The sequence below is a fragment of the uncultured Roseovarius sp. genome (assembly GCF_947489715.1).
Lineage (GTDB): Bacteria > Pseudomonadota > Alphaproteobacteria > Rhodobacterales > Rhodobacteraceae > Roseovarius.
In genome coordinates, this window is sequence record NZ_CANLER010000002.1 from 624,232 (window position 1) to 637,357 (window position 13,126).

The window sequence follows — 13,126 nt, forward strand, 5'->3', positions numbered from 1 at the left end:
ACTTTGTCCATTCCCTTAGGACCTCTTCAGTGTCAGCCAGTCATGATTGCGAAGATTTTTCTTGGCATTCAGCTCCAAAGATTTCCTTTCGGCGCAAGCCAGAGGAACGCCGGCGAAGACACGCTGATACGTTGATGTAAGCGCTTGCATCAAAATATGTAAGCGCTTACATTGCAACCGAATCGAAAGCATGATTTTCTGGTAAGAAGAGATTTCCGCGCCAGCGCACTTTCGACCACATTGTTCTTTTTTAGCCGTCGTTCGCCCTTTTTCGGCATCTTGCGCGACGTTACTGACTGACCTCGATAGATAGGATCCGCCATGACCCGAGAGTACCTCAAAAAAGCAACACTGACCGCACAATCCGATGCTTCGGATGTCAGCGAGGTCGTGCAGACCATTTTGACTGATATCGAAGCCGGGGGCGATAAGGCCGCGCTGGAATATGCCGCCAAGTTTGACAAATACGAGGGTAACATCATCCTCACACGCGAAGAGATCGAGGCCGCGAAAGCCCAGGTTCCCGAACAGCTCCGCAAAGACATTCAGTTCGCGCATGCAAATGTGCGTCGCTTCGCCGAGGCGCAAAAGGAAACGCTGCGCAATATCGAGGTTGAGGTCGTTCCCGGCCTGATAGCCGGGCAGAAAAGCATCCCCGTTGAAGGCGCAGGTTGCTACGTGCCCGGCGGTCGTTATTCCCATATCGCCAGCGCAATCATGACGGTGACGACTGCCAAAGTCGCCGGGTGCAAACACATCGTCGCCTGCTCACCGCCACGCCCAGATGTCGGCGTAGCGCCCGCGATAATCTATGCCGCCGATCTCTGCGGGGCTGATACGATCCTTGCGATGGGCGGCGTTCAGGGTGTGGCCGCGATGACCTTTGGCCTTTTCGGCCTGCCCGAAGCCAATATTCTGGTGGGTCCCGGCAACCAGTTTGTCGCCGAAGCCAAGCGCGCGCTTTTTGGCCGCGTTGGCATCGACATGATCGCCGGCCCAACGGACAGCCTGATCCTTGCAGATGCAACTGCCGACCCGATGGTCGTTGCCACCGATCTGGTGGGACAGGCCGAGCACGGATATAATTCGCCGGTCTGGCTGGTTACGGATAACCGTGCGTTGGCCGAAAAAGTGATGGAACTGGTGCCGGGCCTGATCAACGATCTGCCGGACGTGAACCGCGAAAACGCCACTGCCGCCTGGCGTGACTACGCCGAAGTCATTCTTTGCGCCGACCGTGAGGAAATGGCGGCGACCTCTGATGACTACGCCCCCGAACACTTGACCGTGCAGGCAGAAGATCTGGATTGGTGGCTCGAAACTCTTTCCTGCTATGGCTCGCTCTTCCTCGGGGAAGAAACCACCGTCGCGTTTGGCGACAAGGCGTCAGGCACCAACCATGTGCTGCCCACAAGTGGTGCCGCCAGCTACACCGGCGGCCTCAGCGTGCATAAATACATGAAGATCGTGACCTGGCAGCGCGCCACCCGTGAAGGAGCCAAGCCAGTGGCCGAAGCGACCGCACGCATTGCACGCCTTGAGGGTATGGAAGGTCATGCCCGCACCGCTGACATCCGGTTGCATAAATACTTCCCCGATGAAACCTTCTCCTTGTCCGCCGATGGCTGACGCGGCGATCTTTGATCTGTCCGGCCATGTGGCTTGTGTCACAGGCGCGTCCTCGGGCCTTGGCAAACGTGCGGCAACTGTGTTGGCAAATGCCGGCGCCAAGGTCGTGGGTGTCGCCCGCCGCGCCGACGCGCTGGAGGATTGGCGCGCCTCCATCGGCGACAGTGCGGCCTGCGTTACGCATGATGTAGCAGACCGCGCCAGCGTGGCAGAACTTTCCAGCCAGGTATCGGCGCCATTTGGCCCCCCGGATATCCTGGTGCACGCTGCCGGCATCAACACCCGCGAGGCAGCGGATGATGTCACGCCCGAAGGTTGGGACATGACCCTCAATCTTAACCTCTCTGCGCCTTTCTTCATTTCCCAAGCCCTGGTACCTGCGATGAAAGACAAGGGCTGGGGACGGATCGTCAACTTCGCCTCATTGCAAACGACCCGCGCCTTTCCTGCTGGTATCGCCTACGGCGCCTCCAAGGCCGGTATCGGGCAGTTGACCCGCGCGATGGCTGAAGCCTGGTCACCTCATGGCATCAACGCCAACGCTATCGGCCCAGGGTTTTTTCGAACCGAGTTGACGGCGGCAGTTTTCAACGATCCAGAACGCGCCGCGCGCAACGCCGCGCAAACCTGCATTGGCCGCAATGGTGAGCCTGAGGATCTGGACGGTCCACTTCTCTTTCTTTGCTCGGATGCGTCCGCTTATGTCACCGGTCAGGTGCTTATGGTCGATGGGGGGTTCACGGCAAAATGAAAGCCCTTGTCTATACCGGCCCCGAAACGCTTGATTATCGCGATATGCCTGACCCCGCTCCACGCAGCGGCGATCATCTGATCCGCGTTGAAAGCGTGGGAATCTGCGGCTCTGACATGCATGCCTATCTGGGCCATGACAGCCGCCGCCCGGCACCCCTGATCCTGGGTCACGAAGCCGCTGGCATCGTCACCGGTGGTCCGCGCGATGGTGAACGTGTCACCGTCAACCCGCTGGTGACCTGTGGCAGATGCCCCGCGTGCCTTTCAGGCCGCGAAAACCTGTGTGCAGATCGGCAGATCATTTCGATGCCGCCCCGTGAAGGGGCCTTTGCGCAATGGATTTCGATGCCGGGTGAAAACCTGGTGACCGTCCCCGATGACGCCCCGCTTGGCAAGGCCGCACTGGCTGAACCTCTTGCCGTCAGCTGGCATGCGGTCCGCCTCGGGGTTGAGGCGCTCAATGCAATGGTCGAGCGTAATGCCATCGTGCTGGGGGGCGGCGCAATCGGGCTGGCAGCAGCACTCGCACTCCGGGCGATGGGCATAAATGACATCAAGATTGTCGAACCCAATGATCAACGACGCGCATTCCTTATAGAGCGCTGTAATGAAAATGCCGTGGCGCAAAGTGATGGCCAGTTCGCGATTGTTGTCGATGCTGTGGGCTATGCCGCCACCCGGGCCGCCGCATCAGCACTGGCGCAACCCGGCGGGGTGATTCTGCATATCGGGCTTGGCGAAGATACCGGCGGCCTTGATATCCGTCGCATGACCCTGCAAGAGATTACTTTCATCGGCACCTACACCTATACAGCCGAGGATTTTCGCCAAACTTCCGCGGCAATCTTTGACGGCCGCCTCGGCCCGCTTGATTGGGTCGATACGCGCCCACTTGCCGATGGTGCCCAGGCATTCGCTGATATTCGTGCGGGCCGTGTGCCCAACCCCAAGATCATTCTGACGCCGCAAGGCTGATCCTTAAAGGAGACCAAAGTTGTCTATCCACAGTAAAATCGTTGACGATCTGGTGGCGAATGACGTCAGTTTCGTCACCACCGTCCCCTGCAAGCAACTGGCGGGCGTGATTGATGAGGTCGAAGCGAGACCGGAAATCTACCACATACCCGCCAACAAAGAGGATGAAGGTATGGGCCTTTGCGCCGGTGCCTTCATGGGCGGCAAACGCCCCTGCATCATCATGCAGAACACCGCCATCGGCGTGACCATCAACACTTTGGCCACCCTGACGCAATTCTACCGAATGCCGCTGCCGATGCTGATCTCCTATCGCGGTGAGCTGCGCGAGCCGGTGGCCTGTCAGGTTGAAATGGCGGTGCACACCAAGGCGCTGCTCAATCAGTTGAACATCCCGACCTATCACTTCCACAAGGAAAAGGACGCGGACGAGCTCGACGCGATCCTGAAATACACCTTCATGTGCAACAAACCCGTCGCGATCCTGACCGACGCATCTTTCTGGGGAGGCTACGGAGACCAATGATCCGTTCTGAAGTTTTGCGCGAAATCGCACCCGTCATCCGTGACCATCTGGTTATCTGCAACATCGGCCTGCCCAGCCAGGAACTGCATATGATCGACGACCAGCCGTCGAATTTCTACATGCTGGGCACCATGGGCCTTTCCTCGTCCATCGGGCTCGGGGTCGCGCTGGCCCAGGACAAGACCGTGATCTCGATTGACGGCGACGGCTCGGTCCTGACCAATTTCGGCACGCTGCCGACCATCGCCAACAATGTCGCCGACAACTATATCCTGCTGATCATCGACAATGGCAGCTATGGCTCGACCGGGGATCAGCCCACCTATGCGGGTAAGAAAACCTCGTTGACGGCGGTGGCCAAGGCCTGCGGCTGTGAGAATGTGATCGAATGTCAGGCCGATCAGACGGCCAGGGTGCTGCAAGAGGCAATTGACAGCCGCAAGATGACGGTGATCGTGTGCAAATGCGACAGCGGCAACATCAAGCTGCCGGTCATAACCATGGATCCGGTTGTGATCCGCGACAGGTTCATGAACGCGGTGAAGGCCTAGGGTCGGACACGCCATGCTGCCGTCGCGCCAGATCCATTCCAGTGCGGATGCACGCAGGCTGGCGCGCAAGCGGTTGCCCTGGATGGTGTTCGACTACATGGACGGCGCCGCAGGAGAGGAACACGGCGCCGCCCTGAACCGGCGCGCCTTGCAGGACATCCGGCTGCGCACCCGCGTATTGGTCAATGTCGCTGAGCGCGACATGGCCCTGCCGGTGTTTGACCACTATGCAAAAGTTCCTTTTGGCATCTCGCCCATGGGTATGTGCAATATGGCGCGCCCCGGGGCCGACCTGATGCTGGCGCGGCTGGCAGCGGAGTACAAAGTGCCACATGGCGTATCCACCGTTGCGTCGACTTCGCTTGAGAAGATCATCGAGGTGGCGGATGGCCATGCCTGGTTCCAGCTTTACTTCAGTGGCGATGGCAGTACCGCAATGAAACTTGTGGACCGGGCCGACACCGCCGGTTACCGGACACTGGTTCTGACACTTGATGTGCCTGAGGTCGGACGCCGTCCACGAGAGCTGCGCCACGGTTTCAAAATGCCGTTCAGGATCGGCCCCAGCCAGTTTGTTGATTTCGCCCTGCATCCCCGGTGGTCACTGAACACACTCTTCAACGGCAAACCCGAGATGGCTAACTTCTCTGGCGCAGATGAATTTGACCGGACCGAATCCCGCGCCCTGGCCGACTGGGACTATCTGGATCGCCTGCGGGACCGCTGGAAGGGTAAGCTGGTGGTCAAAGGTGTGCTGGATGCCGATGATGCGCTGCAACTGAAAAAAGCCGGCGTTGATGCCATACAGGTTTCAAGTCACGGTGGGCGTCAACTCGACGCCGCCATCCCGCCAGTGTTGGCGCTAGGCGACATTCGAACAGCGGTCGGCCCGGAATTCCCCCTGTTCTACGACAGCAGCCTGCGAACGGGTGAAGACGTGATCAAGGTACTGGCCAGCGGTGCCGACTTCACCTTTCTCGGCCGTATCCTGCTTTATGCCATCGCCAGCGGCGGTGAGGCCGGTTTGCACATCCTTTGGGAGGTGCTGATGGAAGAAGCCAGCCTGACCCTTGCGCAAATCGGTCAGACGGGACCGGCATTGCGCGACAAAGACGTAATCTACTAAACCTGCGCCCCGCGCGACGTCCTGAAGGCTTTGGCACAATTCCGCCACGATACCGGGTCTCTGGTAGAATAACCCGATCGAAATAAGGCAAGCGCCGACCTGCATTTACCTGCCCAGAGCTTCTGCAATCACCAAATTCCAGCAGTGTGCTCAATTTCGTAAAAATTCATCATATATGATAAACGCTTAACATGTTGAAAATAAATCATTTTCACCCTGCATTCTGCACTCAAACAACTCTGCTAAAAATATCAAAAAATCTGCCACTCGGGTCGCCATTTCGCCAGAATACCTGACCAGCTTCGCCGCGGATTAGTCGCGGTGACCACGCATATTCGTTTCACCAGATACGTGGGAGCATCTTAATGGTACAGTTTTCGACCTCATCAGTTTTTGCCAATGGACTTATTGGTCCTTTGGCAGGCATTGCTGATCTGGACATGGCGCTTTTTGGCGATCAATGGAAGCTGTTTGCAACCAACGAAACCGAAAGCAATGTCAGCGTATTCGACGTTCTGGATTCCGACGGACCGGCGATCAGCGGCACGGCCAATTTCGCCTCTGGTGATCAGTTTTCGCCGACTAATCTGGATTTCGTCCAGGTGGGTAACGACTCATTCGCGTTCATCAGCGGTGACGGCAACACAACGCAGTTCGTTTACGAAATCTCGTTCGACGCAGGTGCGGGCGGTAGCGTCGCTCTGGCACCAGTGGCAAGTGTGATAACGGCACCAATGACTGTCTCTGCGGCCAGCATTGGTGGCAATTCCATTGCCGTAACATCACATGCAGGAGAGACCGGGTTTACTGCCCATCTGGTTGTTCCGGACTTTGATACAACATCTTATCAAACCGTTACCGTCGCAGATGCCGAAATCACGGATATCGAACTTATTTCTCTGGGCAATACCGGTCTTGCGATTGCCATCGACACTGCCGGTGACAAAATCCTGTCCTACGCCGTCGCCAATGACGGCTCCCTGACTGTTGTGGACACGCTGGGTGTTGCGGACGGGCTGGGACTGATCGGCCCGGAAATTCTGCGCATTGTCGAGGTTGCAGGCCAGACCTTTGGCGTCGTTGCCGCAAGCAGCAGTTCTTCGATCAGCACATTTGAAATATCCGACAGCGGTGAACTGACCGCGCGTGACCATGTGATCGACGGCCAAGCGACGCGCTTTGCCTCAATCACAGAACTTGAAATCGTCGAAGCCAACGGTCGTGCTTTCATTCTGGCCGCTGGTGCCGATGATGGCATTACGCTGTTGGAACTGCTGCCCGATGGCCGCATGATGCACCACGCAACAATCGAAGATTCGGAAGTTACAAGCCTGCAAGATATCTCGGGCCTGACCGGCCAGATGAAAGATGGCATCCTGCACGTCTTTGCCGCCAGCGAAACCGAATCTGGTCTGACCGAACTGACCTTCGACATGGGTACGGCCGGCATGGTCGAGGCGGGCAATCCCGGGGACGAAACCTTAAATGGCGGTGCCGGGGACGATGTACTCTTTGGCGGTCACGGTGCTGGCGATGACGTTCTTTTTGGCAACGCCGGGGATGATGTTCTGGTGGCCGGTCACGGTTCTGACCGGTTGAATGGCGGCCTGGGTGCCGATGTGTTTGTATTCGGCGACAGCCATGATGGCGGCCAGATCGAAGATTTCAACATTGCCCAGGACACGCTGGACCTTTCCGGCTGGTTCCTGCTGCATGACGTTTCGCAGCTGGAGTTCATTGCCTATGGCAACCGTGTCGATATTGGCTTCAAGGGTTATTCGCTGACCGTCTATTCCCATGACGGTGGCACGCTGAAAGCCAGCGACTTGCTTGACAAGATCACGATCAACCCCAGCCATTCGATGATTTCGGATGTCCCGAATGCTGCCGATTTGAACGACACGCATACAGGGACCGCTGGCGACGACGTGCTGTTCGGCAATCTTGGCCAAGACCTCTTCTATGCCAGCGGCGGTGCCGATGTGTTCCTGGGAGGCAGTAATTTTGACGTCGTATCGTTCGAAAACTTCAACACTCGGATCGTCTCGGATCAAATCTTTGATCGTTTCAACAAAGGCGCGATCGCCAATGACAAATTCTATTCGATCGAAGGTCTGATCGGCACCAGCTTTGCTGACACCCTCAAAGGCAGCAATGGCGACAATCTGCTGGAAGGCGGCGCTGGCAACGATCTGCTTTCTGGCCGCAACGGCGCGGACACTCTTATTGGTGGCGCAGGTAATGACAAAGTGGTTGGCGGGCGTGGTTCTGACGACCTTCAGGGTGGCGAAGGCAATGACATCGTAAAGGGGAAAAACGGTCACGACATTCTGACCGGAGACGCTGGCAATGACCTGTTGATGGGTGAAAACGGAAACGACACGTTGATGGGCGGTGACGGCAATGACATCATGACCGGCGGTTATGGCGCGGATGAGTTTCATTTCACCAAAGGGGTTGACCGGATCACCGATTTTGGCGGTGCAGACACACTTTTCATTGATCAGTCTCTGCTGGGCGACCCGACAATGACCGCCCAGGAAATCGTCGACACCTACGGCCGCGTGAACCCTTGGGTTGGCTTGCTTGAATTTGGTCCGGACGCCGATGGTAACGACCAGACAATCATTCTGAATGGCGTGCGCGATCTGGACGCCTTGGTCGACAATCTTTTTACTTTCTGAGCGTCGGTTACCGACCGGGGCTTGCCCAGGGACATTTGCAACAGCCGCCTAGCCAATTTTATACCCCCAGAAGCTGGTCTCATCCGCCTGGAAATAGCCCGAGAAGCCGGAATACATGCCCTGCACCTCAACCGTGTCACCGGCCACAAGCGGGACAACCGCCTGCGTGTTAACAAATGTCGCGCCGTCTTCATGGCTGCCAGTAATCCGGCCAAAACTTCCGGGCAACGCATCGCTACCATTTTTGACAAGCCGCACATTGAGCCGGGCGCTGTCGCTGGCGTCCTGCTTGAACAACAGATGCCCTCCGAAATGATAGAGACCATCAACCGGGGCCGTAAATAGATTGGTACCGGCATCAAACACCCCCTGATCATTGTAATCCAGCGTGTTGATCGCGACCTTCACCCATGTGTCCGCCGCGCCGAAATTATCGAAATTCGTCGTGCCGGTGAACCGCGGCAAATTGGGTTGGTCGACAACCCCCGTGACGTTATTCACCACCAGCCCGTCCTTGAAACTGGTACCATCTGCGGTGACAGACACGCGCAGGTTATCGCTGCCAAAGAGGCCCAGAACCGCGCGTGTCGCAAAACCCGTTTGCAGGATGAGCCCGGCATCATCTGCACTGGTTTCCTTGTTAAGGGCCTGGGTCAGATCGCCATCGCCGCCGTCGGCAGTATATAGCGCCGTCCAAAGCGCCCTATTCAGCTTGGCGGTGAACGGCGCACTTGCGGTGTCGCAGCCAATACCAAGCCCAGTCAGGTTCTCCAGCAGGCTGCCACCCACCACCTGCCAGTCCACCCCGTCAAATGCCTTCAGCAATGCGCTGTCGATCACAAAGGTGCGCCATCCCGCTTTGGGGGCATAAAACAACCATGTGCCCTGTTCGTAACTGGCAATCTTCCCGTCCTGACCGGCCCATTCATTCTGACCACCCGCCGCCACCAGATAACGGTCGCCCTCACTGGGATCGGACTGCGGCGTGTCAAAGCTGTCGGAGAGGATCGTGAGTTGGGTGATGGCATCAAGGATCCGCAGTGCCTCGTTATGGGTCACGTGTTTTTGAGCCTGCGATGGTGCAAGAATTGGCAGGTCGAGGTTGGGCAGATTGTCCGGCATGTCAGAATCCCTGTTTCAAAAAACCAGAGTGAAAAATGCGATCCAATGCTTTCCGATCCCTCTGCCCGTCGCCCTTGGGATTAACGAATTCTTCAGGAACGCGACCTCCGTCACACCTCTGCAACACCCAAACCCTCTGAAATAACTGCCCTTTCGGCCAATTTCCCCGTTTTCGCCACCGTAGCTTCACGCCTTTGCGGCATGGGGCGTGACTCCGCTTGCGGGTCTTGTTAAACGGCCCCAAACCATTGATGACCGGCGGAGCTTATTTTGGACGTTCAGCAGACAAATCTTGAGGGTGTCAAAGTACTGACCCCACGCCGTTTCGGCGACGAACGCGGGTTCTTTTCCGAAAGCTGGAGCGCGCGCGCCATGACCGCCGAAGGGCTGGAATTCAACTGGGTGCAAGACAATCATTCCCTCTCTGCCCGCAAGGGCACCGTGCGCGGCCTGCATTTCCAGTCGCCCCCTCACGCGCAGGACAAGCTGGTGCGCTGCGGCAAGGGTGCGCTCTTTGACGTGGCGGTGGATATCCGCAAAGGATCGCCCACCTACGGGCAGACTTTCGGCACCGTGCTGAGCTTTGAAAACGGCAAGCAATTGCTGGTTCCCAAGGGCTTCCTGCACGGGTTTTCCACGCTCGAACCGGATACCGAGATCATCTATAAATGCTCGGATTATTATGCGCCCGAATGCGACGGCGCGGTGCGGTTTGATTCGCCCGATCTGGCGATTGACTGGCATCTGGACGGGACCGAGGCGTTGCTGAGCGAAAAAGACGCCGCCGCAACCCTGTTCGCCGATTTCGACAGCCCGTTTGTCTACGAAGGAGCCGCCCAATGAAACTGATCGTGACCGGCGGGGCAGGCTTTATCGGATCAGCCGTGGTACGTCAGGCGGTGCGCGATGGTCACCACGTCGTGAATCTCGATGCGCTGACCTATGCTGCTTGCCTTGAAAACGTGGCACCTGTATCCAACGATCCGCATTACAGTTTCGAACATGTCGATATTCGCGACCGCGAAGCGCTGGACCGTGTGTTCGACACCCATCAACCCGACGCCGTGATGCATCTGGCCGCCGAAAGCCATGTGGACCGCTCCATCGACGGGCCGGGTGATTTCATCGAAACCAACATCACCGGCACCTACAACATGCTCGAAGCCGCCCGCGCCTACTGGACTGCGCAGGGCAAGCCCAACACGTTCCGCTTTCACCATATCTCGACCGATGAGGTGTTCGGCACCCTGGGCGAAGAGGGCCAGTTCACCGAAGACACGCCCTATGCGCCCAACTCGCCCTATTCCGCCTCCAAGGCCGCCAGTGATCATCTGGTCCGCGCCTGGGCCGAAACCTATGGGCTGCCGATCGTGATGACCAACTGCTCGAACAATTACGGGCCCTATCACTTCCCCGAGAAACTGATCCCGGTGGTCATCCTGAACGCGCTTCAGGGCAAGCCGATCCCGGTCTACGGCAAGGGCGAAAACGTCCGTGACTGGCTTTACGTCGAAGATCACGCCGACGCCTTGCTGACGGTGCTGCAAAAGGGCGAACTGGGCCGTAGTTACAATATCGGCGGCGAGAATGAGGCGAAGAACATCGACCTGGTCAACATGATCTGCGCCATCCTCGATGAAAAACGCCCTGGCGCGAAACCTTATGCCGATCAGATCACCTATGTCACCGATCGCCCCGGCCATGATTTACGCTATGCCATCGACCCCACGCGCATCGCGACCGAACTGGGCTGGCGCCCCTCGGTGACGCTGGAACAGGGGCTTGAGAAAACCGTGCAATGGTATCTGGACAACGAAGACTGGTGGCGCGCCCTGCAATCCCGCGACGGCGTCGGCCAGCGTTTGGGCAAGACCGGCTGAAACCGGCCGCGCAAGAGGTGTGTGAATGACAATTCTGGTATTTGGTAAAAACGGGCAGGTGGCGACCGAACTGGCGATGCAGGCGGATGTGGTCTGTGTAGGCCGGGATCAGGCTGACCTGACAAACCCCGATGCCTGTGCTGCCAAGATCGCCGAACTGCGCCCCGCCGCCGTGATCAATGCCGCCGCCTATACCGCCGTCGACAAGGCCGAATCCGAAGAAGACATGGCCAATGTCATCAACGGCGATGCCCCCGGCGCGATGGCCAAAGCCTGCGCGCGGCTCGATATCCCGCTGGTCCATATCTCAACCGATTACGTGTTCGAAGGTGGCGGCACTGACCCCTGGCAACCCGCTGATGCCAATGGCCCGCTCAGCGCCTATGGCCGCTCCAAGCTGAAAGGCGAAGAGGCGATCCGCGCCGCAAATGGCCCCCACGCCATCCTGCGCACCAGCTGGGTCGTGTCTGCTCATGGCGCGAATTTCGTCAAGACCATGCTGCGCCTTGGCGCTGACCGTGACCGCCTGACCATCGTTGCCGACCAGATCGGTGGCCCGACACCTGCGCGCGACATCGCCCGCACCTGCCACCAGATGGCTAAGGACCTCATCGCCGATCCGTCAAAGACCGGCACCCATCATTTCTCGGGCGCGCCGGACGTCAGTTGGGCCGATTTCGCGCGCGAGATTTTCGCGCAATCCGGAATCACCTGCGAGGTTGCGGATATTCCCACCTCGGATTATCCCACACCCGCCGCGCGGCCCCTGAACTCCCGGATGGATTGCAGCGCGCTTGAAACAGCGTTTGGCATTTCGCGGCCCGATTGGCGCAGTGGCCTCACCGACATCCTGAGCGACCTGAAAGCCGCCCAAACCTGACACCGCAGACCCAACAAAGGGACCTCCGACATGACACAACGCAAAGGCATCATTCTGGCGGGCGGCTCGGGCACGCGGCTTTATCCGATCACCAAGGGCCTGTCGAAGCAGCTTCTGCCGATCTATGACAAACCGATGATCTATTACCCGCTCAGCGTCCTGATGCTGGCAGGCATTCGCGAGATTGCGATCATCACCACACCGCAGGATCAGCACCAGTTCCAGCGCATGCTGGACGATGGCAGCCAGTGGGGCCTCAAGTTTACCTATATCGCCCAACCGTCGCCTGACGGGCTGGCGCAGGCCTTTATCCTGGCCGAGGATTTTCTTGACGGCGCACCGTCGACCCTTGTGCTGGGCGACAATATCTTTTTCGGCCACGGCCTGCCCGATCTTCTGGCCGAAGCTGATCAGAAAGACACCGGCGGTACGGTATTCGGCTATCAGGTGGCCGATCCCGAACGCTATGGCGTTGTCGATTTCGATACTGATGGCACCGTGCGCGAAATCATCGAAAAGCCCGAGGTGCCACCCTCGAACCACGCAGTCACCGGGCTTTACTTTGTCGATGGCACCGCCCCTGAAAAGGCCAAGCAGGTCCAACCCTCACCGCGCGGCGAACTTGAGATTACCTCGCTGCTCGAAATCTATCTACAAGAAGGCTCGCTAGACGTGCAACGCATGGGCCGCGGCTATGCCTGGCTCGATACCGGGACGCATGGCAGCTTGCTGGACGCGGGTAATTTCGTCCGCACGATCCAGAAACGCCAGGGCCAACAGATCGGCTGCCCCGAAGAGATCGCTTATGACATGGGTTTCATCACGCATGAAGAGTTGATGAAGCAAGCCGAGCAATACATGAAGAACGACTACGGCAAATATCTGACCGGACTATAGCAAGGGACGTGCCCGGCACGGCCGCACTTACCGGTCTGAGAATGGTGTACTGCCTGAGTTAGTCGTATGGCGCAGATGCGATAGCGATACGCTTGCAAACGAA

12 protein-coding genes are annotated in these 13,126 nt (G+C 58.0%); 11 read left to right on the forward strand and 1 reads right to left on the reverse strand.

Annotated elements, in window-relative coordinates:
• The first annotated feature begins 321 nt into the window (after nt 1-321).
• The 7 genes from hisD to Q1B27_RS08700 all read left to right on the forward strand — a co-directional run bounded on the left by hisD (nt 322) and on the right by Q1B27_RS08700 (nt 8,244).
• Nucleotides 322-1,629 (forward strand): histidinol dehydrogenase, encoded by a 1,308-nt coding sequence (gene hisD / locus Q1B27_RS08670; protein WP_299846477.1) that lies wholly within the window; start codon nt 322-324, stop codon nt 1,627-1,629.
• Nucleotides 1,622-2,380 carry an SDR family oxidoreductase gene (locus Q1B27_RS08675; protein WP_299846479.1) on the forward strand — a complete coding sequence of 253 codons (759 nt, stop codon included), beginning with the start codon at nt 1,622-1,624 and terminating at the stop codon, nt 2,378-2,380. Before hisD ends, Q1B27_RS08675 begins: the two co-directional genes overlap by 8 nt.
• Nucleotides 2,377-3,357 carry an alcohol dehydrogenase catalytic domain-containing protein gene (locus Q1B27_RS08680; RefSeq protein ID WP_299846481.1) on the forward strand — a complete coding sequence of 327 codons (981 nt, stop codon included), beginning with the start codon at nt 2,377-2,379 and terminating at the stop codon, nt 3,355-3,357. Before Q1B27_RS08675 ends, Q1B27_RS08680 begins: the two co-directional genes overlap by 4 nt.
• Nucleotides 3,358-3,376: 19 nt before the next feature.
• Nucleotides 3,377-3,883: a sulfopyruvate decarboxylase subunit alpha gene (gene comD / locus Q1B27_RS08685; RefSeq protein ID WP_299846483.1), complete on the forward strand. Its 507-nt coding sequence runs from the start codon at nt 3,377-3,379 to the stop codon at nt 3,881-3,883.
• Nucleotides 3,880-4,434, forward strand: a complete 555-nt coding sequence (gene comE / locus Q1B27_RS08690) for a sulfopyruvate decarboxylase subunit beta (protein WP_299846485.1) — start codon at nt 3,880-3,882, stop codon at nt 4,432-4,434. The genes comD and comE overlap by 4 nt, the downstream gene beginning before the upstream one ends.
• Nucleotides 4,435-4,450: 16 nt before the next feature.
• On the forward strand, nt 4,451-5,560 hold the full coding sequence (locus Q1B27_RS08695) for an alpha-hydroxy acid oxidase (protein ID WP_299846843.1): 1,110 nt from the start codon (nt 4,451-4,453) through the stop codon (nt 5,558-5,560).
• Nucleotides 5,561-5,925: 365 nt separating this feature from the next.
• A complete protein-coding gene (locus Q1B27_RS08700) occupies nt 5,926-8,244 on the forward strand; it encodes a calcium-binding protein (RefSeq protein WP_299846486.1) in 2,319 nt (772 codons plus the stop codon).
• A gap of 48 nt (nt 8,245-8,292) precedes the next feature.
• Here Q1B27_RS08700 and Q1B27_RS08705 read toward each other — a convergent pair whose 3' ends face one another.
• Nucleotides 8,293-9,366, reverse strand: a complete 1,074-nt coding sequence (locus Q1B27_RS08705; protein ID WP_299846487.1) for a DUF2793 domain-containing protein — start codon at nt 9,364-9,366, stop codon at nt 8,293-8,295.
• 270 nt (nt 9,367-9,636) lie between these two features.
• On the opposite strand from Q1B27_RS08705, the gene rfbC reads away from it, so the two are divergent.
• The 4 genes from rfbC to rfbA are packed head-to-tail and all read left to right on the forward strand — an operon-like array spanning nt 9,637 to nt 13,023.
• Nucleotides 9,637-10,209 (forward strand): dTDP-4-dehydrorhamnose 3,5-epimerase, encoded by a 573-nt coding sequence (rfbC, locus tag Q1B27_RS08710; protein WP_299846489.1) that lies wholly within the window; start codon nt 9,637-9,639, stop codon nt 10,207-10,209.
• Nucleotides 10,206-11,246, forward strand: coding sequence for a dTDP-glucose 4,6-dehydratase (rfbB, locus tag Q1B27_RS08715; protein WP_299846490.1), 1,041 nt, complete (start codon nt 10,206-10,208; stop codon nt 11,244-11,246). The genes rfbC and rfbB overlap by 4 nt, the downstream gene beginning before the upstream one ends.
• 25 nt (nt 11,247-11,271) lie before the next feature.
• A complete protein-coding gene (gene rfbD / locus Q1B27_RS08720) occupies nt 11,272-12,126 on the forward strand; it encodes a dTDP-4-dehydrorhamnose reductase (RefSeq protein WP_299846492.1) in 855 nt (284 codons plus the stop codon).
• Between the two features lie 30 nt (nt 12,127-12,156).
• Nucleotides 12,157-13,023 carry a glucose-1-phosphate thymidylyltransferase RfbA gene (gene rfbA, locus Q1B27_RS08725; RefSeq protein ID WP_299846494.1) on the forward strand — a complete coding sequence of 289 codons (867 nt, stop codon included), beginning with the start codon at nt 12,157-12,159 and terminating at the stop codon, nt 13,021-13,023.
• Nucleotides 13,024-13,126: the final 103 nt, after the last annotated feature.

Bases quoted from the DNA above. Each gene is read 5' to 3' on its own strand.
- hisD (WP_299846477.1), top strand. From the start codon at position 322: ATGACCCGAGAGTACCTCAAAAAAGCAACACTGACCGCACAATCCGAT.
- Q1B27_RS08675 (WP_299846479.1), top strand. From the start codon at position 1,622: ATGGCTGACGCGGCGATCTTTGATCTGTCCGGCCATGTGGCTTGTGTC.
- Q1B27_RS08680 (WP_299846481.1), top strand. From the start codon at position 2,377: ATGAAAGCCCTTGTCTATACCGGCCCCGAAACGCTTGATTATCGCGAT.
- comE (WP_299846485.1), top strand. From the start codon at position 3,880: ATGATCCGTTCTGAAGTTTTGCGCGAAATCGCACCCGTCATCCGTGAC.
- Q1B27_RS08700 (WP_299846486.1), top strand. From the start codon at position 5,926: ATGGTACAGTTTTCGACCTCATCAGTTTTTGCCAATGGACTTATTGGT.
- Q1B27_RS08705 (WP_299846487.1), bottom strand. From the start codon at position 9,366: ATGCCGGACAATCTGCCCAACCTCGACCTGCCAATTCTTGCACCATCG.
- rfbB (WP_299846490.1), top strand. From the start codon at position 10,206: ATGAAACTGATCGTGACCGGCGGGGCAGGCTTTATCGGATCAGCCGTG.
- rfbD (WP_299846492.1), top strand. From the start codon at position 11,272: ATGACAATTCTGGTATTTGGTAAAAACGGGCAGGTGGCGACCGAACTG.
- rfbA (WP_299846494.1), top strand. From the start codon at position 12,157: ATGACACAACGCAAAGGCATCATTCTGGCGGGCGGCTCGGGCACGCGG.